At 45.7% G+C, this 16,577-nt stretch carries 17 protein-coding genes; 13 read left to right on the top strand and 4 right to left on the bottom strand.

The genetic code is table 11. From position 1 onward, the window contains the following. The first annotated feature begins 22 nt into the window (after nt 1–22). Nucleotides 23–709 (top strand): MCP four helix bundle domain-containing protein, encoded by a 687-nt coding sequence (locus tag WAE59_RS01520; RefSeq protein ID WP_337854159.1) that lies wholly within the window; start codon nt 23–25, stop codon nt 707–709. Here the strand turns inward: WAE59_RS01520 and WAE59_RS01525 are convergent, their stop codons facing one another. Further along, complete coding sequence (locus WAE59_RS01525) at nt 710–2,029, bottom strand: HAMP domain-containing sensor histidine kinase (protein WP_337854160.1); 1,320 nt, start codon at nt 2,027–2,029, stop codon at nt 710–712. It lies immediately after the preceding gene. Between the two features lie 76 nt (nt 2,030–2,105). Between WAE59_RS01525 and WAE59_RS01530 the strand changes: the two genes are divergently transcribed. From WAE59_RS01530 to WAE59_RS01575, 10 genes are all read left to right on the top strand, one after another. Continuing rightward, a complete protein-coding gene (locus WAE59_RS01530; RefSeq protein WP_337854161.1) occupies nt 2,106–2,516 on the top strand; it encodes a GtrA family protein in 411 nt (136 codons plus the stop codon). Between the two features lie 5 nt (nt 2,517–2,521). After that, nucleotides 2,522–4,228, top strand: coding sequence for an ArnT family glycosyltransferase (locus tag WAE59_RS01535; protein ID WP_337854162.1), 1,707 nt, complete (start codon nt 2,522–2,524; stop codon nt 4,226–4,228). A gap of 307 nt (nt 4,229–4,535) precedes the next feature. Further along, nucleotides 4,536–5,564, top strand: coding sequence for an AAA family ATPase (locus tag WAE59_RS01540; RefSeq protein ID WP_337854163.1), 1,029 nt, complete (start codon nt 4,536–4,538; stop codon nt 5,562–5,564). 3 nt (nt 5,565–5,567) lie between these two features. Further along, nucleotides 5,568–6,443, top strand: a complete 876-nt coding sequence (locus tag WAE59_RS01545; RefSeq protein WP_337854164.1) for a DUF58 domain-containing protein — start codon at nt 5,568–5,570, stop codon at nt 6,441–6,443. Between the two features lie 4 nt (nt 6,444–6,447). Next, nucleotides 6,448–7,377, top strand: coding sequence for a hypothetical protein (locus WAE59_RS01550; protein WP_337854165.1), 930 nt, complete (start codon nt 6,448–6,450; stop codon nt 7,375–7,377). After that, complete coding sequence (locus WAE59_RS01555) at nt 7,364–8,368, top strand: vWA domain-containing protein (RefSeq protein WP_337854166.1); 1,005 nt, start codon at nt 7,364–7,366, stop codon at nt 8,366–8,368. The genes WAE59_RS01550 and WAE59_RS01555 overlap by 14 nt, the downstream gene beginning before the upstream one ends. Nucleotides 8,369–8,372: 4 nt before the next feature. Then, nucleotides 8,373–9,413: a vWA domain-containing protein gene (locus WAE59_RS01560; protein WP_337854167.1), complete on the top strand. Its 1,041-nt coding sequence runs from the start codon at nt 8,373–8,375 to the stop codon at nt 9,411–9,413. Beyond that, the gene (locus tag WAE59_RS01565) at nt 9,410–10,150 is read left to right on the top strand and encodes a tetratricopeptide repeat protein (protein ID WP_337854168.1); all 741 of its coding nucleotides are present in this window, start codon (nt 9,410–9,412) and stop codon (nt 10,148–10,150) included. The genes WAE59_RS01560 and WAE59_RS01565 overlap by 4 nt, the downstream gene beginning before the upstream one ends. Nucleotides 10,151–10,176: 26 nt before the next feature. Next, entirely contained in the window at nt 10,177–11,979 is a 1,803-nt protein-coding gene (locus WAE59_RS01570; protein WP_337854169.1) for a BatD family protein, read from the top strand. Continuing rightward, the gene (locus tag WAE59_RS01575; protein ID WP_337854170.1) at nt 11,957–12,733 is read left to right on the top strand and encodes a tetratricopeptide repeat protein; all 777 of its coding nucleotides are present in this window, start codon (nt 11,957–11,959) and stop codon (nt 12,731–12,733) included. Before WAE59_RS01570 ends, WAE59_RS01575 begins: the two co-directional genes overlap by 23 nt. Here the strand turns inward: WAE59_RS01575 and WAE59_RS01580 are convergent. Further along, complete coding sequence (locus WAE59_RS01580; protein WP_337854171.1) at nt 12,730–13,644, bottom strand: diacylglycerol/lipid kinase family protein; 915 nt, start codon at nt 13,642–13,644, stop codon at nt 12,730–12,732. The two genes, WAE59_RS01575 and WAE59_RS01580, sit on opposite strands and share 4 nt — an antisense overlap. Nucleotides 13,645–13,717: 73 nt before the next feature. On the opposite strand from WAE59_RS01580, the gene surE reads away from it, so the two are divergent. After that, on the top strand, nt 13,718–14,458 hold the full coding sequence (gene surE / locus WAE59_RS01585) for a 5'/3'-nucleotidase SurE (RefSeq protein WP_337854172.1): 741 nt from the start codon (nt 13,718–13,720) through the stop codon (nt 14,456–14,458). A 7-nt stretch (nt 14,459–14,465) separates the two neighbouring features. Here surE and WAE59_RS01590 read toward each other — a convergent pair whose 3' ends face one another. Continuing rightward, on the bottom strand, nt 14,466–15,098 hold the full coding sequence (locus WAE59_RS01590; RefSeq protein ID WP_337854173.1) for a DsbA family oxidoreductase: 633 nt from the start codon (nt 15,096–15,098) through the stop codon (nt 14,466–14,468). A gap of 95 nt (nt 15,099–15,193) precedes the next feature. Here WAE59_RS01590 and WAE59_RS01595 point away from each other — a divergent pair, with 95 nt between their 5' ends. Beyond that, nucleotides 15,194–15,910, top strand: a complete 717-nt coding sequence (locus tag WAE59_RS01595; RefSeq protein WP_337854174.1) for a YqjF family protein — start codon at nt 15,194–15,196, stop codon at nt 15,908–15,910. An 8-nt stretch (nt 15,911–15,918) separates the two neighbouring features. On the opposite strand, the gene WAE59_RS01600 is transcribed toward WAE59_RS01595, so the two are convergent. Beyond that, nucleotides 15,919–16,575 (bottom strand): alpha/beta fold hydrolase, encoded by a 657-nt coding sequence (locus tag WAE59_RS01600; protein WP_337854175.1) that lies wholly within the window; start codon nt 16,573–16,575, stop codon nt 15,919–15,921. Between the last annotated feature and the right edge of the window lie 2 nt (nt 16,576–16,577).

Consider the following 16,577-nt stretch of genomic DNA (forward strand, 5'->3'; position numbering starts at 1 on the left):
GTACCATTTATACTGACCAAATATGAGATTTGCCTATTCTGTAAAACAAAAAATAAGGGTCGCTATGCTGTTGTTTGCTGTGATGGCCTGCAGCATCCTGATCCGGATGCTCGAAGATAAAAGCGTGGAAGATATGAATGAATCTTTTGTTTCCATGTACAACGACCGGCTGATCCCTGCAACTGACCTGTTCTATATCTCTGAACATGTTCAGCAGAAAAGGTCGCTGATTGAGGAGGAACTATATGCAATAAAAGGAGGGGAGCGGGGAATTGACATTCCTAAGGAAATGGCTGGCTATGATGCAGCGATTGATTCGCTGATGTCAAAATACGAAAAAACTTTATTGGTAAGACAAGAAAAAGATCAATTGCGTGAGTTGAAAAGAAGGCTGTTACAGTCGGAACAACTAGAAAGCAGCACTGTTCGCCTGATCTCCGAAAAACAGGGGGAGGCTGCGAGAAGGCTTTTTGAAAGCTCTGGAAGACAGGCGTCTAAGCAGGCAGTTGCTCAGCTCTCTGTGCTGATGCGGACCCAGAAAATGGTGGGGCAGGAACTACTTAAAGATTCAGAGTTTATGGTTTCAGGCAGCAAACTTTATTCGACATTGCAAGTTGCATTGGCAATCCTGATCGGGGTACTGATCGTTGGTATTGTGTTCACTTCTAATCTGGTGAAGATCAGCAACGAAAATTTTCACTTAAATTAATTATTTGCTGCGGGGTACGGAAATGATGAATGTGGTTCCTTCGTTCTCCCTGCTTTCTACATTTAGCGTTCCACCATGCTGTTCGATGATATCACGGGAGATGTGGAGGCCAAGGCCCATTGATTTTTCACCGTTCAGTCCCACTCTGCCAGCCTTTGAAAACTGGTCAAACAACAGGTCTTTCAGTTCATCAGGAATGCCGATTCCATAGTCCCTGATCCTAATGGAACAATTTTTTTCCGTGGTCATCAACTCAATATTAATCGGAGTTTCGGGCGATGAAAACTTGAGACCATTGCCAATGAGGTTATCGACCACCCTGGCAAACTTGGAAGGATTGATACAGGCAATCAATTCTTTGTCAGCAGTAAAGAAATTGATCTTCCTTGACTTTTCCACATTGGCTTGCCAGTTATCACAGGTTTGTTTCAGGTAACCTACCAAATCAATGTCTTGTGTTTTCAGTACCGGTTTCTTTTCCTGCACGACTTCAATAAGGTCGTTGATGATGTCTTTGGCATGTTGTGCTGAAGCCAGGATAAGCTGTATCTCAGTGGTGTTGGCATTATGGTCTTCGCCGAGCACCAATGTACTCAATGCTTCAATATTATTCAGCGGGTTACGAAGGTCGTGCGCTACGAAACCGAGTATTTCACCCTTTTGGTGGTTGAGGGTTTGGATTTCCCTGTTCTTTTCTTCCAGTTGTTTAATCTGTACGAAATGTTGCGACTTGATGAAATAGTTGTATCTGGAACAGGAATAAAGTACGAAAGCGAGGATGATACCTGCAATGAAATTGGCAAGCTTCTGAGCAATCGGAAGATCAGAATTCAGCATTCCGATGACTACGAGCAGTACTACGAAGCCAGCGATGATGCAGACATGCTTAAATTTCAGAGTGAAAAAAATGCTGACCACTACAATGCCCAGCAGAAAGACAGCCAGGTTATTCTTCACGTTATGAAAAGAGTAGATATAACTGACATTAAAAGTCAGGGCCAGGACATAAATGATAAAAACCAGTGTGAGTAAATTTCTGTACGTTTTTTTCAGCTTTACCGAACGTGAAGCAAAAAAAGACAAAGAAAAGAAAATTATGGAACCAAATATCTGTATTACATTACTCAGCTCATAATCATCGAAGCGTGGTAATGCGCTGAGTTCATTATGGTAGATAGTACCAATGATCCTTACCATGCCCGAAATACACATGAGCATGATGCTCAGGGTTTTAATTTGCCTAAGATTGAGACGGCTGTGTGCTTCCTCGAATTCCTCTGCGTATTGTCCCGGTGTTTTATATTTGAATAAGGTTACCAAGACGCTAATTTATTCTAAATAATTTAAAGAAACCAAGAAGTATAATTATATTATTATTTTTGCTGAAAACGAGCATATGCCCCTTATCGCCGACATCCTATTCAACCGTACTTTCTTTTTTAAGTTTATTAAGTTCGGATTGGTCGGTTTTTCCGGACTTCTAGTCGATTTTGGCGTCACCTACCTGTGTAAGGAACGCTTGCGCATTCCCAAATACATTTCCAATTCATTGGGCTTTTTAGTGGCTACCGGAAGCAATTTTACGCTGAACCGCTACTGGACTTTTAATAACCATGACCCCAATACCGTGATTCAGTTTGGAAAGTTCTTTGTGGTTTCCTTAGTGGGGCTTGCAATCAGTAACAGCCTGATCTTTCTGTTACACGAGAAATTAAAATGGAACTTCTATTTTGCTAAAGTTTGCGCGATTGTATTGGTGTCCCTCTGGAATTTCTTCGCCAATTATTTGTATACCTTTACTGCCTGAGATTCATGCTGCAAACTTCAAAATCCCCGGCGCGACTGCTTTATCTTTTTTTAGGCATCTGGACATTACTGAATGTGATCCAGGCGAGCTTTGTGGAACTTCATGCCGATGAGGCTTATTATTGGGTTTATTCGCGTTTTCTGGATTGGGGATATTTCGACCATCCGCCGATGGTAGCGATTTTTATCAGAATTGGTGATGCGCTGTTGCAGAATAGTCTTGGACTACGATTGCTGAGCGTAATCAGCAGTACTTGCTCACTTTATTTACTCTGGAAAATATTGAGCCGTTACAACGCCAATGTCAATCTTTTCATCTCAGTATTCAGCGCTGTGGTGCTTTTTCATGTTTATGGTTTCATTACCACACCGGACTCACCCCTGTTCTTCTTTAGCGTTTTATTCTTTTACGCTTATCAGCGCTACTTATCGGAAGATAAGTGGACATGGGCAATCTTGCTTGCTCTGGTTATTGCTGGATTACTGTACAGTAAATATCACGGTATACTGATCTTGTTTTTCACCATCCTTTCGAATTTGAAGTTGCTGAAAAGATCATCATTCTGGATGATTGTTATCCTGGTGCTCGCTTTGTTTTTCCCACATATCTGGTGGCAGGTAAAGCACAACTATCCTTCTTTCTATTACCATGTGATTGACAGGAATGCTGCTTTTTATCAGTTCAAATTTACCTACGAATACCTGCTGGCCCAACTGGCGCTGGCCGGGCCGCTGGTTGGCTGGTATTTTTATCGGTCAGCTATAAAACTACCTGCCACTGATACATTTATCCGGGCCTTGAAGTTCAATTGCTATGGTATTTTTGTATTCTTTCTGATCAGTACACTGAAAGGCCGGGTAGAAGCGCATTGGACGCTGCCCGCGATGCTTTGCCTGTTTATGTTGGCTTATATTGCCATGAGCAGCAGGGAAATTCCAAAATGGTTCAACAAAGTTACACTGATCAATACCTCGCTGATTCTGCTGGTTAGAGCGATCCTGATCGTTCCGGTGCCTGCACTGATGAACATCAAGATCCTGAACTATTACTTTGGCACAGAGACCTGGGCAAAGCAGATTCAAGAACAGGCAGGCAATGCAGGTGTGATCTTTAGTGATTCGTTCCAGGTGCCATCCAGGTACAACTATTATACCCGAAGTACCAGGGGATTTGGTTATGACAGCCGCAATTACCGAAAGAACCAGTTCGATATCTGGCCTTTGGAAGATAGTTTAAGAAACAAAAGGGTGTATTATGTCTTGTCCAGCCCACACGCAGGTGATGTTGTTCAGGATACCATTCATACCACCAAGGGCGATTTTTACGGCAGATGGATTGAGGGGTTGCGGACCTATCAAAAGATGACAGTCAATCCTGACCCGCTCCCGTTGAAATGGACAAGGGGAGCACAGATTTCATTAAATCTTAAGATCTACAATCCCTATGGGGAGCCGGTAAGGTTGGGAAATACTGGTCAGAAATGGGCCTGTACGTTGGAGTACGGATTCCGGAAGGATGGAGCGTTTGGCGATTTTAAGGCTGTTTCCTGCGATTTGGAAAGTGTCAACATCCCCTCAGGCGGAACTGTCAATGTTCCTGCGCGTATTGTACTGCCCGACTTGCCGGGCGCTTATAAGCTCATTTTCTCCTTAAGAACCGAACCTTTTTCCGGAAGTAGAAATAGCAACATGATCAGCGTTGAAATCAAATGAGCTCAGTCATAGATCTCCTGATGTTGAGGAATGGTTGAAAATGGCAGACTGACAATAGCATAGCAGAATAGGAGCAGGAGTATTGGAGCTAGTAGTAACCACACTGTAGTGAGGAGCAATAAATTTAGTATCTTCATCTGTTTGGTCGACAGGATATGGCCTGTCTATACTCCATTACGCAGCTCAGATCGAAAACGCCACCATTAATTTTAAAATTTTAACATATTTTAACACATACAAAGCCACAGGCATTTGCGAGAAAATGAAGGTTTGTCTAATTTTCGCCAATTAAACACAGGGTCCTAAAATGGAAGAAGCAAATATGATTACTGAGAATTCGTCGTACGGTACTGATATCCGTGCATTGAACGAAATGATACAGAAGGAGAGTGCATTTATAGACCTCCTTTTTTTGGAAATGGATAAGGTAATAGTAGGTCAGCGCTATATGGTGGAGCGCCTGCTGATCGGTCTTTTGGCTGATGGACATATCCTGCTGGAAGGTGTGCCCGGATTGGCAAAAACTTTGGCAATCAATACACTGGCAAAAACAATAGATGCCGGATTCAGTCGCATCCAGTTTACTCCTGATCTGTTGCCGGCCGATTTGCTGGGTACGATGATCTATAACCAGAAAAAAGAAGAATTTGTAGTGCGTAAAGGTCCTTTATTCTCGAATTTTATCCTGGCCGATGAGATCAACCGTGCCCCGGCGAAAGTGCAAAGTGCTTTGCTGGAGGCCATGCAGGAACGCCAGGTCACTATAGGCGACAACACTTTTCCCCTGCCAAAACCTTTTTTAGTACTCGCTACGCAAAACCCGATTGAGCAGGAAGGAACTTATCCCTTGCCAGAAGCACAGGTAGACCGTTTTATGCTGAAGGTGGTGTTAGGCTATCCGAAAAAAGAAGAGGAAAAAAGAATTATGAGGGCCAATATTGCTCCTCAGGGTATGGCCAAACCCAATGCGATCTTAACTACAGATGATATCCTTCGCGCAAGAAAAGTGGTCAGGGAGGTATATATGGATGAAAAGATTGAGCAATACATCATTGATATTGTTTTCGCTACCAGATTCCCCGACCAATATAAACTGAATGATTATAAACACCTAATCAGCTTTGGTGCTTCACCAAGGGCCAGTATCAACATTGCACTTGCTGCTAAAGCTTATGCTTTTATCAAAAGAAGGGGTTATGTAATTCCGGAAGATGTCAGGGCCGTGTGCCACGATGTCTTGAGGCACAGGATTGGATTAACTTACGAAGCCGAAGCAGAGGAGATCACTACAGAAACCATCATCACCGGAATATTGAATGCGGTAGAAGTTCCTTAGGCTATGGATACCAAAGATCTCTTAAAGAAAGTAAGAAAAATTGAAATCAAGACACGGGGCCTGAGTAACCAGATTTTTTCAGGGGAATACCATTCGGCTTTCAAAGGCAGGGGGATGGCCTTTAGCGAAGTCAGGGAATACCAGGTCGGTGATGAGATCCGTACCATCGACTGGAACGTAACCGCCCGTTTCAACCATCCTTATGTGAAGGTATTCGATGAAGAGCGGGAGATGACCGTGATGTTACTGGTAGATGTCAGTGGTTCCAAGAATTTTGGTACTCAGATCCAGCAAAAGCAGGAGCTGGTTACGGAACTCTGTGCAGTACTGGCTTTTTCCGCTATTCAGAATAACGACAAAGTAGGTGTACTGTTCTTTAGCGACCAGGTAGAGAAGTTCATCCCGCCTAAAAAAGGACGTGGACATATTTTAATGATCATCAGGGAACTGATTCACTTCAAACCTGTACATAAAGGCACCAACATCGCGGAAGCCCTGCATTTCTTCAACGGCGCAATCAAAAAACGTTCTACAGCCTTTCTGATCTCCGATTTTATGAGTGGTGATTTTGCAAATGAATTGAAGATTGCGAATACTAAACATGATCTTGTGGCTCTTCGTGTATATGATGTTCATGAAGAAGAGTTTCCGAATCTGGGGTTAATTCCTGTGCTGGATGAAGAAAGTGGACAGATGGAATGGATCAATACCGCAGATGAAAAAGTAAGGTTTGCTTTTAAAACGGCCGCTTTAGAACGTAATGGCCGTCTGGACAACCTATTTAAAAAATCAGGAGTGGATTTTACTAAAATCGGAACGCATCAGTCGTACGTAAAACCACTGATGACTTTATTTAAAAAACGTGGAGCGAGAAGATAAGCAGATGAAACGATATTTTAACAGGAGCTGGTGTGTGGCGATTTGCCTGAGCTTTTTTGCCTTAGGTAGCAATGCCCAACAAATCACTGTCAGCGCAAAGCTTGATAAAAGTACCATTGCATTAGGCGATCAGACGGTGTTGAGGCTGACCGCACAATTGCCGGTCAGGGAACAGCTGAATTTTCCGGCATTGACGGATACCATTTCTTCCAAAATCCAGATCGTGGAGATGGGAAAAACAGATACGCTGAAGGATGCGGCCAATCCCGGAATGCATACGGTCGTTCGCAGTTATACGATCACCTCTTTCGATCCGGGAGTTCATGCCATTCCTGCATTTCTGTTTACCGGAAAAGCGGGTAGTTTCAGTACCGCGGCGCTGCCCCTGGAGGTGAAGGAAGTCAAAGTAGATACCACCAAAGCGATATTCGACATCAAGCAGCCTATTGCTGTTTCTTATACATTTATGGACTGGCTGCGCGACAACTGGCACTGGCTGGTATTCGGACTGGTGATCCTGGTCATGCTCGCAGCGGTTTGGTATTATTATAAAAAGATGCGCAAGGCGAAGCCGGTAGTGGTTGAGCCTGCGAAACCTGAAGTTCCGGCACATGTACTGGCCCTGGAACAGCTGCAGGTTTTGCGGAACAAAAAGTTATGGCAGCAGGACGCGGTGAAAGAGTACTACAGCGAACTGAGTGACATCATCAGGGAATACCTGGAAAAGAAATACCGGATCAATGCCATGGAACAGACCTCAGAAGAAATTCTATCTGCGCTGAAGCATATGGAAATACGGAGTGAGGACAGCAACAGGTTGCGCCAGGTGCTCCTGCTGGCCGACCTTGTCAAGTTTGCCAAAGCGAAACCGCTGAATACCGACAATGAACTGAGTATGGACAATGCAATTGGATTTGTGAATGGGACTGTTTAAAGGAATCGAATTTGCGAACTCGGGCTTCTTCTGGCTGCTGATCACGGTACCGATGATGATCGCCTGGTATATCTGGCGTGGTCAAAAACTACAGGGTGCACTGAAGGTCTCGGCTTTACAGGGTTTCCTGAAACTGAAAAAGACGAATTACAAATACCTGCGACATGCGATGCTGGTCCTGCGTTGCCTGGCCATGATCGCGCTGATCACCGCACTGGCCAGACCACAGTCGGCCCTCAGCTGGGAAAATTCCACTACAGAAGGGATCGACATTGTGATCGCTACGGATATCTCAGGCAGTATGCTTGCGGAAGACCTGAAGCCCAACCGGCTCGAGGCGGGCAAGAACATCGCCATTGATTTCATCAAGGACCGGCCCGATGACCGCATCGGTCTGGTGGTCTTCAGTGGTGAGAGCTTTACGCAATGTCCCCTGACCATCGACCATGATGTGCTCATTAACCTCTTCAAAGACATCAATAACGGAATGATCGACGATGGTACAGCGATCGGTATGGGACTCGCTACGGCAGTAAACCGCCTGAAGGAAAGTGAAGCGAAGAGTAAGGTGGTCATTTTGCTAACGGACGGTTCGAATACTACCGGGTCCATTCCTCCGATTACTGCCGCAGAGATCGCAAAAAAGATGAATGTAAGGGTATATACTGTAGGCGTGGGTACACGCGGACAGGCCCCTTATCCGGTGAAGACACCCTTCGGGATCCAATACCAGCAGGTACCGGTTACCATTGATGAAGCTGTACTTGGCAATATTGCGAAGATTACCGGTGGAAAATACTTCAGGGCTACGAACAACGAGAAGCTGAAAGCCATCTATCAGCAGATTGATCAGTTGGAAAAAGCCAAGATCGCCGTTACCCAATACCATAAAAAAACCGAACGCTTTTTGCCATTTGCCATTTTTGCATTGGTATTGCTTTTACTGGAATTCGCGCTCCGGAACACCCTTTTGAAAGGAGCATTAACTTAAAACTATGTTACGTTTTGCACATATAGAATTTTTATGGGGACTGGCAGCAGTACCAGTTTTTATACTGCTGTTCCTGATGCTCCGGCGCTGGAAAAAGAAGGCACTCCATAAACTGGGGAACCAGGAGACCGTTAGGAAAATGATTCCTGAGGTATCCTTTAGTCGGCCGGCATGGAAGTTCGCGTTATTTACATGCGCTTACGCTTCCCTGATCCTGGGCTTAGCCAATCCACAGATCGGAACTAAAATAGAAGAAGGAAAACGGAGTGGATCCGACCTGATGATCCTGTTGGATGTATCAAACAGCATGATGGCAGGCGATCTGGCACCTAATCGCCTGGAAAATGCCAAGAGAGCGATTTCCCAGTTAATTGACAACCTGCACAATGACCGGATCGGTATCATCATCTTTGCGGGAGAGGCCTATGTACAGTTGCCGATCACAACGGATTATTCGGCAGCGAAACTCTTCCTGAATAACATCAATCCCGGCATTGTTCCAACGCAAGGTACAGCGATTGGTGCGGCCATTGATATGGGAATGAAATCCTTCGATTTCGTGAATGGTACCAGTAAGGCTATGATCCTGATGACGGATGGAGAAAACCATGAAGACGATGCCATTGCCGCGACAAAAAGAGCGGTTTCAAAAGATGTATCGGTTCATGTGATCGGATTGGGACTACCAGAGGGTGCTCCTATTCCAATTTACAAGGACGGAAACCCGGTAGGCTTTCATACCGATGAGGCTGGAAAGACCGTTATGAGTAAACTGAATGAGGAGATGTGCAAGGAGATTGCTGCAGCCGGTCAGGGAGCGTATGTGAGAGCTACCAACGCCAATAGCGGGCTGAACATCGTGCGGGACCAGATTGATAAAATGCAGAAAAAAAGTTATGACAGTAAGGTTTTTAAAAACTATGAAGACCGTTTCCAGTTTTTTATCGGCTTTGCCTTTTTGTTGCTCTTGCTGGAGTTTTTCATCTCCAACCGGAAGAATTTAAAATTAAGTGGGCTGAATATATTTGAGGTGAGGAAATCATGAGAAAGCACTTTATCATTTTAGTATTCCTTTTGCAGGTTACAGGTGTTTTTGCACAGAAGGAAAAGAAATACGTACACAATGGCAATAAACTGTATGAACAGCAGAAGTTTGCAGAAGCAGAAGCTGCCTATAGAAAGTCCGTAGGCCAGTCTAAATCTTCTTTGGAAGGTAATTTCAACCTAGGAGATGCACTTTACAAACAGAAGAAATTTGAGCCAGCTGTACAGAAATTTACAGAGATTGCGAACGCCTCAAATGACAAAACCGTAAAAGCGAAAGCTTATCACAATTTAGGCAACTCGTTACTGGAATCGAAAAAACTGGAGGAAAGCATTGCAGCCTATAAAAAATCTTTGATGAACAATCCTAAAGACGACCAGACCCGGTATAACCTGGCCTACGCGCAGGAGAAACTGAAGCAGCAACAGCAGAATAAGGACAAGAATAAAGACAATAAGGATAAGGATAAAAAAGACCAGGATAAGAAAGATCAGAACAAAGATCAGCAGGACAAGGACAAGAAGAACCAGGAAAAAAAGGACAAAGATCAGAAAGACCAGGATAAAAAAGATAAGCAGGATCAGCAAAAGGATCAGAAGCCACAGCCGGATCAGTTGTCGAAGGAAGATGCAGAGCGAATGCTGGAAGCCTTGAATAATGAAGAAAAGAATACCCAGGACAAGCTAAAGAACAAAAAGGCCAAGGGCGTAAAAGGTAAGATCGTTAAAGATTGGTAAACAAAGTATTCTTATTTTTGAACAGCATGAAACACTATTTATTGACGTTTTTATTACTGTGGAGCAATTTTTTGCTCGCCGCAGATCCAATCAGGTTCAGCGCAAGTGTCAGCAGTAACCCGGTAGCTGCAGGAGAGCAATTTGAAGTGAGCTTTTCGGTAAACGCAAATATTGAGAAATTTGGTGCACCCAATTTCAACGGTTTCCAGGTCTTATCCGGGCCCAATCAGTCCTCCAGCATGACTTCCATCAATGGCAATACCTCTGTGAGCATGTCGCTGAGTTATATTCTGGTGGCGGAACGGCCGGGAGATTATACCATTGGACCGGCTGTGATCGAGGTAGCGGGTAAGCAATACCGTTCGAATCCGGTTAAAGTGAAGGTAGTCAAAGGGGCTGCGCCAGGCAGGCAGCCAAAGGCGGGATCAGGCCGGCCTGCTAATCCCGCATCAGGGGCAGTGACTGACATTTCCAAGCGCCTGTTCATCCGTGCAGTTCCGAATAAGACCAATGTATACCAGGGTGAACAGCTGGCTGTCACTTATAAATTATATACCAATATAGAGCTGGTAGACAACGGGCTGGATAAACTACCTGATTTCAACGGTTTCTGGAGCCAGGAAATAAAAAATAAAAATCCGAATGTAGAATGGAGTACCGAAGTGCTGAACGGAACACGTTACAATGTTGCGGTATTGAAGCAGATCATTCTCTTTCCTGAGCGTTCCGGCAAACTGAGCCTTGATCCCTTGGGGCTTACCTTCCTGGTGAGGGTTCCTGTCGCTAGCAACGATCCCTTTGAAATGATGTTTGGTGGCTCCTATGAAGACAAAAAATACAAGATCAAAAGTCAGCCCATCACGATTAATGTGAAACCCTTACCTGAGTCGGGCAAACCGGTCGGTTTCCAGGGTGCGGTAGGTAATTTTTCCATTGCGGCCTCCCTCGATAAGTCGACCCTCAAAGCCAACGAAGCCATCAACTATGCCCTTAAAATTTCCGGATCGGGAAACCTTAAACTGCTAAAGGCACCGGTGCTGGACCTGGCCGCAGATATTGAGAAGTATGATCCTAAGGTAAACGACCAGATTACCGAAAGCATGAGCGGTGTATCCGGCAGCAGGGAATACAGCTATCTGCTGATCCCGAGACATGAAGGTAAATATAAAATAGAGCCCTATCAGTTTTCCTATTTCAATCCGGCCACACAAAGGTACGTCACGCTGAGTACCAAAGACTTCGAACTGCAGGTGGCCAAAGGCTTGGCCGGTGATAATGTTACGGCGTTCTCAGGAGGACAACAGGATGTCAAGTCATTGGCAACAGACATTCGTTACATCAAGACCGACGAAGTTGAACTGTCCCGTTCCGTAGAAGAATTTGACCAATCCCCACTATATTATGTATTGCTGGGCAGCGGGCCTGTACTTTTCCTTTTCGCTCTGGGCTATCGCAAATGGTACCGCGAACAGCATCGTGATCAGGTTGGGCTGAAAAGCAAGAGGGCTGGTAAGATGGCCAATAAGCACTTGGCCGAAGCCAGAAAGCAGTTGGAGCTAGGCAACCAAAAGGCTTTTTATGAAGCAGTCTATAAGGGGATTTACGGCTACCTGAGCGACAAGCTCAACATCGATGCGGCCAATCTGAATCAGGAACACATTGTGGCCCAATTGCAGGCCAGGAATGTAGATGAAAGCCTGATCCGTCAACTGACCGAGAGCCTGGAGCTCTGTGAAATGGCCAGATATGCCCCTGTGTCCGGTTTGTCCCAGCAACAAGTGTTTGATAAAGTAAAAAATACCATCAATGAGATCGAGACGAATGCATAAGCAATGGATTGTACTGCTATTGGCGCTGGTATTGCCGCTGTTGGCACTTGCCGATGATCAGGCAACAAGTTTATTTAAGAAGGGTAATGTCCAGTATGAAAAGGGCAGGTATGAGGAGGCATTGAAAAGTTATCAGGAAGTGCTTGATAAAGGTTACCAGAATGCTGAGTTGTATTATAACCTGGGAAACGCCCATTATAAAATGGGAGAGATGCCGGCTGCGGTTTTGAATTATGAAAAAGCACAGAAGCTGGAGCCCGGAGATGAAGACATTCGGCTGAACCTACAATTGGCCAATTCCAAAATCACCGACAAATTTGAAGCCCTTCCGGAGTTTTTCCTAAGCAGGTGGTGGAACGCATGGGTACTGCATTTCTCGGCCGACACCTGGTCCGTCATCAGTGTATCCTGTATTTTCCTGGGTTCGGTATTGCTGATCGTTTACCTCTTTGCCTTAGTACTGCCCCTGAAGAAATCGGCATTTTATTCCGGGATTGTCCTGGTGTTCGCCGGACTGTTCAGTCTGATGATGTCGGGCCTGCAGCATCGCCATTTCGAATCGCATGACGAAGCCATTGTCTTTAGCGGAACCGTACCGGTCAAAGCCGGTCCCGCTGCGGGGGAAAAGACCCTGCTGGTCATTCATGAAGGCACCAAAGTCGGCATCAAAGCCAGAAAAAACAACTGGATCAGGGTCACGCTTCCCAATGGGAATGAAGGTTGGATCGGTTCCGCTGAGGTCAGGGAAATCTAAGCAGTTTTCGATTTCAGGATCTGCAGCAGGTTTTCCAGTACGGATATCTTAAAGACCTCGTGTGCTCCGGGCAAGAGCACCTCGTCGTCGATATGCACATCTTCACCCGCCCATTGGATCACTACCTGTTTGATCCGGATCGGTTTGATCGGAAATGCGGGATTCTCTACACGTTGCTTCCTTTGCACATAATCCGCTATTTTATCCCGGTCGCTCGCCTTCACCATGATCAGCTCAAAAAAACCGTCCCCGGGATCTGAACTACCGTTGATTTTCATTTTCGGACCCATGCTGCTGATGTTCATCACTTCCAGCATCAGGCATTCCTCTTCAATGGTTTTATCATCCAGTTCTATTTTACATTTGACAGGCTTATAATGATGCAGCAACTCGTACAGTTTGGCCAGCGCCAGTTTAAACTCATCTTCCGGACCATCGTTGTCTGAGGTATCTATCTTTTTGAGTTCCGACATCAGTTTCGGGAAGAGTCCGAAGCCGAAGGCCTCAATGAAGAATTCCGGTTTTTCCAGTCCGATTACCTGTCCTACATCGAATGGACGAATGTCGGCAGATGCCCAGGATGCAATGTTTTTGGCGGGATCGGTCTCTATTTTCAAAGAAGTAGCAATATTATTGGCTGTGCCATAAGGTAAAATGGCAAGAGGACGCTTGAATTTCAGCTTCTTATCCAGAAGCCTGACGATGGTTTTACGTATGGTACCGTCGCCACCGGCTATGGCGATCAGGTCGGTTCGCGGATCAATCGCTTTCAGGATCTTTTTTTTGGAGGAAGAATACTCACAATCGTATCCTTTTTTCTCGATCAGGTTCATGAGCGTATCCTTAGAATGTTCACCTTCACCTGCTGTCGGGTTATAGACTAATCTGACCAGTTTTTGCGCTATTTTCATAATCACTGAACAATATTCGATCCCCAAGGTTTTAAATACAGGTTAATTTGATGAAATCTTAAAATATGGAGTTATGAAGATCCTGATTACGAATGACGACGGTATATATAGTCCGGGAATCGCCGCACTATCGAAAATTGCACTGAGGTTTGGGGAAGTCCGCATTGTGGCCCCTGATGTAGAGCAGTCCTCTATGGGACATGCCATCACGCATTCCCGTCCTTTAAGTTATAAAAAATCGCCCATTACCTTTGAAGGAATAGAAGCATTCAGGGTAAACGGAACACCGGCCGACTGTGTAGCCCTGGGCCTGCATATGTACCCCGATACTGAAGTGGTGCTTTCCGGGATCAATATGGGGCCGAATCTGGGAAATTCCATGTGGCATTCCGGAACGCTGGCTGCCGCTAAGCAATCGGTACTCCTGGGAGTTAAAGGCATTGCGCTGAGTACCCCGGTAGGAAAAACAGAGCCCGATTTTGAGGGCCTGGATGCTTATGTCGAGGAATCTTTGAAGTTGTTGCTGCAGGACAATTCACTGGGTTTATACAATGTGAACTTTCCGAAAAAACCTACAGGCCTTCGCTGGACCAGGCAATCTGTGCGGCTCTACGATGGTAATGTAGTTCCGGGAGAAGATCCGATGGGACGTAAACATTTCTGGATCACCGTCTCACCACTGGAAGCAGCAGAGGAGGGAACCGACCGCTGGGCGGTAGAGAATGACCTCGTTTCGATCACCCCGCTGAGGCTCGATCTGACCAACGAGAGCGAGCTGCTCGAATACCTGAGCAAGCCCGTTTCGCAGGACTAAAATTAAACTATGCCTGGGCGGCCTGTCGCATGGCCCCCAGGAACGTTTCAGGTGCCTGTGCACCAGATACGGCCAGTTTCTGGTCAAACACAAAGAAAGGCACGCCCTTCACGCCGATTTGCTGTGCCGTTTGCTCGTCATGGCGCACCTCATCAGTAAAGTCTGTTCCACGCAACATTGCGGCGATGCTCAATTGCTCCAGTCCGACAGAAAGGCCAATCTCGATTAACGTATCGTGGTCGCTGATGTCGCGGGCATTGGTAAAATGAGCAAGGAAAAGTGCCTCTTCGATCTGATCGCCCAGGCCCTCGGTTTTGGCCAGTTGAATCAGGCGGTGCGCGTCAAAAGAATTGGCCACCACCGAACGGTCCAGGTTGAATACCAGGCCCACTTCAGCAGCAGTCTGCGTTACACCGGCCTGCATTTCTTCGGCCCATTCCACAGGTCTGCCATAGCGGTTGGCGAGGTATTCTGCAGCCGGAACATTTGGTAAAGTCTCCGCATTCGGATCCAGTTCAAAACTATGCCACTCTACTTCTACTTCATCTTTCCCTTCAAACTGAGCCAATGCGGTTTCAAATTTTCTTTTTCCAATATAGCAAAACGGACAGCGTACGTCCGACCAGATGTCTACTTTCATAATTCAAATGTAAAGCTTGTGATGAATTCTCCCTGCGCATTTAAATTTTATGATGCTGGCGTGATGGTTTCAAAAAATTCTCGCTATTTTACCACATGAGTTTCCTAACCGCAGAGTGGCGAAAACTAGCCATAGCCAATTACACAATCGATCCCGGGGTATTGCGCGCATATCTTCCCGTTGGAACAGAACTGGACCTATGGAATGGCCAGTGCTATGTAAGCCTGATTGGTTTCTTATTTAAGAACACCCGCTTACTGGGTTTCAGCATCCCCTTTCATGCCAATTTTGAGGAAGTCAACCTGCGGTTTTACGTGCGGTATAATGACAACGGTAACTGGAAAAGGGGAGTGGTATTTGTGAAGGAAATCGTTCCGAAATTTGCACTTTCAGTAGTCGCCAATACGGTTTACAATGAAAACTACGAAGCGATGCCGATGAGCCATGTTTGGAATGAGGGGGAGGGCGAGCGTGAAGTCGGGTACAAATGGCGGTACAAAGGTCAATGGCAGCGCATCAGCCTGAAAGCCCATTCTGCGCTTTCGGAGATCGTGCCAGGCTCTGAAGCAGAATTTATTACCGAACATTACTGGGGCTATGCGCGATACAGCGCTACCAAGACCAATGAATATGAAGTGAAGCATCCGAAATGGGCGCAGTATAAAGTAACGAGCCATGAGATCGACGTGGACTTTGGTTTGGTATACGGAGCAGATTTTGCTTTCCTGAATCAGCAGCAGCCTGTATCTGTGATGCTTGCAGAAGGTTCAGAAGTCTCTGTCGAAAAGAAAAGTGTGATTGTCAGGAAATAGGTGGCAGATCAGTGCTTTTCGATCACTGCCTTTATCGCTGCGGAAATTTCCTTAGCATTGGCGTAAACCATAAAATGACTGCCGCCTTCGATGATCAGATCGGGTTTGTAATAGCGGGAGGGTAAAATATAATCTCCGTTGCCGTGTATGTGTGTTAGCTTTAAAGGCTTTTCCGTATTTCTCCAGGACAGGATGGCTGTCAATGCCCATTTCATGAAAACAGGGTCACTATCCAATACCAGCTGCCGGAGGAGCCGTTTTTCATCTTTGCTTTTGGCGCCAAGAAAACGCAGTCCCAGGCTATTTCCGCGTTTCATCAACTGTATAGGTACCAGTTTTTCCAAACGCAGGGCACCTGCTGATCTAAAATACCAGGGGAGTTGTTTGTATATCGGTGTACTAGAGATGAGGAAAGTGTGAACAGGCTTCAATTTCTTCGCAATTTCTACGGCCAGCATGCCGCCAAATGACAGCCCTACCAGGTAAAAAGGAGAAGCAGTATCAATAGCTTCCGCCATTCTTAAGGCGTAATGTTCTAAAGACTCATTCGTAAGGGGAGGGATCCAGTCCAGATAGATAATTTCAAAGTCAGCCGGAAAAGTCAACTTTCTGAAAGCACGCCGGTCTGCTCCCAAACCGCTGATCAGGTAGATTCTGCCGCGCATGA

Origin of the sequence: Pedobacter sp. GR22-6 (assembly GCF_037402555.1) — a bacterium.
Taxonomy (GTDB): Bacteria; Bacteroidota; Bacteroidia; order Sphingobacteriales; family Sphingobacteriaceae; genus Pedobacter.

What these genes read in the sequence shown, in the direction of transcription:
- WAE59_RS01520 (WP_337854159.1), top strand. Translation starts at nt 23, where the DNA reads ATGAGATTTGCCTATTCTGTAAAACAAAAAATAAGGGTCGCTATGCTG.
- WAE59_RS01530 (WP_337854161.1), top strand. Translation starts at nt 2,106, where the DNA reads ATGCCCCTTATCGCCGACATCCTATTCAACCGTACTTTCTTTTTTAAG.
- WAE59_RS01535 (WP_337854162.1), top strand. Translation starts at nt 2,522, where the DNA reads ATGCTGCAAACTTCAAAATCCCCGGCGCGACTGCTTTATCTTTTTTTA.
- WAE59_RS01540 (WP_337854163.1), top strand. Translation starts at nt 4,536, where the DNA reads ATGGAAGAAGCAAATATGATTACTGAGAATTCGTCGTACGGTACTGAT.
- WAE59_RS01545 (WP_337854164.1), top strand. Translation starts at nt 5,568, where the DNA reads ATGGATACCAAAGATCTCTTAAAGAAAGTAAGAAAAATTGAAATCAAG.
- WAE59_RS01550 (WP_337854165.1), top strand. Translation starts at nt 6,448, where the DNA reads ATGAAACGATATTTTAACAGGAGCTGGTGTGTGGCGATTTGCCTGAGC.
- WAE59_RS01555 (WP_337854166.1), top strand. Translation starts at nt 7,364, where the DNA reads ATGGGACTGTTTAAAGGAATCGAATTTGCGAACTCGGGCTTCTTCTGG.
- WAE59_RS01560 (WP_337854167.1), top strand. Translation starts at nt 8,373, where the DNA reads ATGTTACGTTTTGCACATATAGAATTTTTATGGGGACTGGCAGCAGTA.
- WAE59_RS01565 (WP_337854168.1), top strand. Translation starts at nt 9,410, where the DNA reads ATGAGAAAGCACTTTATCATTTTAGTATTCCTTTTGCAGGTTACAGGT.
- WAE59_RS01570 (WP_337854169.1), top strand. Translation starts at nt 10,177, where the DNA reads ATGAAACACTATTTATTGACGTTTTTATTACTGTGGAGCAATTTTTTG.
- WAE59_RS01575 (WP_337854170.1), top strand. Translation starts at nt 11,957, where the DNA reads ATGAGATCGAGACGAATGCATAAGCAATGGATTGTACTGCTATTGGCG.
- WAE59_RS01580 (WP_337854171.1), bottom strand. Translation starts at nt 13,644, where the DNA reads ATGAAAATAGCGCAAAAACTGGTCAGATTAGTCTATAACCCGACAGCA.
- surE (WP_337854172.1), top strand. Translation starts at nt 13,718, where the DNA reads ATGAAGATCCTGATTACGAATGACGACGGTATATATAGTCCGGGAATC.
- WAE59_RS01590 (WP_337854173.1), bottom strand. Translation starts at nt 15,098, where the DNA reads ATGAAAGTAGACATCTGGTCGGACGTACGCTGTCCGTTTTGCTATATT.
- WAE59_RS01595 (WP_337854174.1), top strand. Translation starts at nt 15,194, where the DNA reads ATGAGTTTCCTAACCGCAGAGTGGCGAAAACTAGCCATAGCCAATTAC.
- WAE59_RS01600 (WP_337854175.1), bottom strand. Translation starts at nt 16,575, where the DNA reads ATGCGCGGCAGAATCTACCTGATCAGCGGTTTGGGAGCAGACCGGCGT.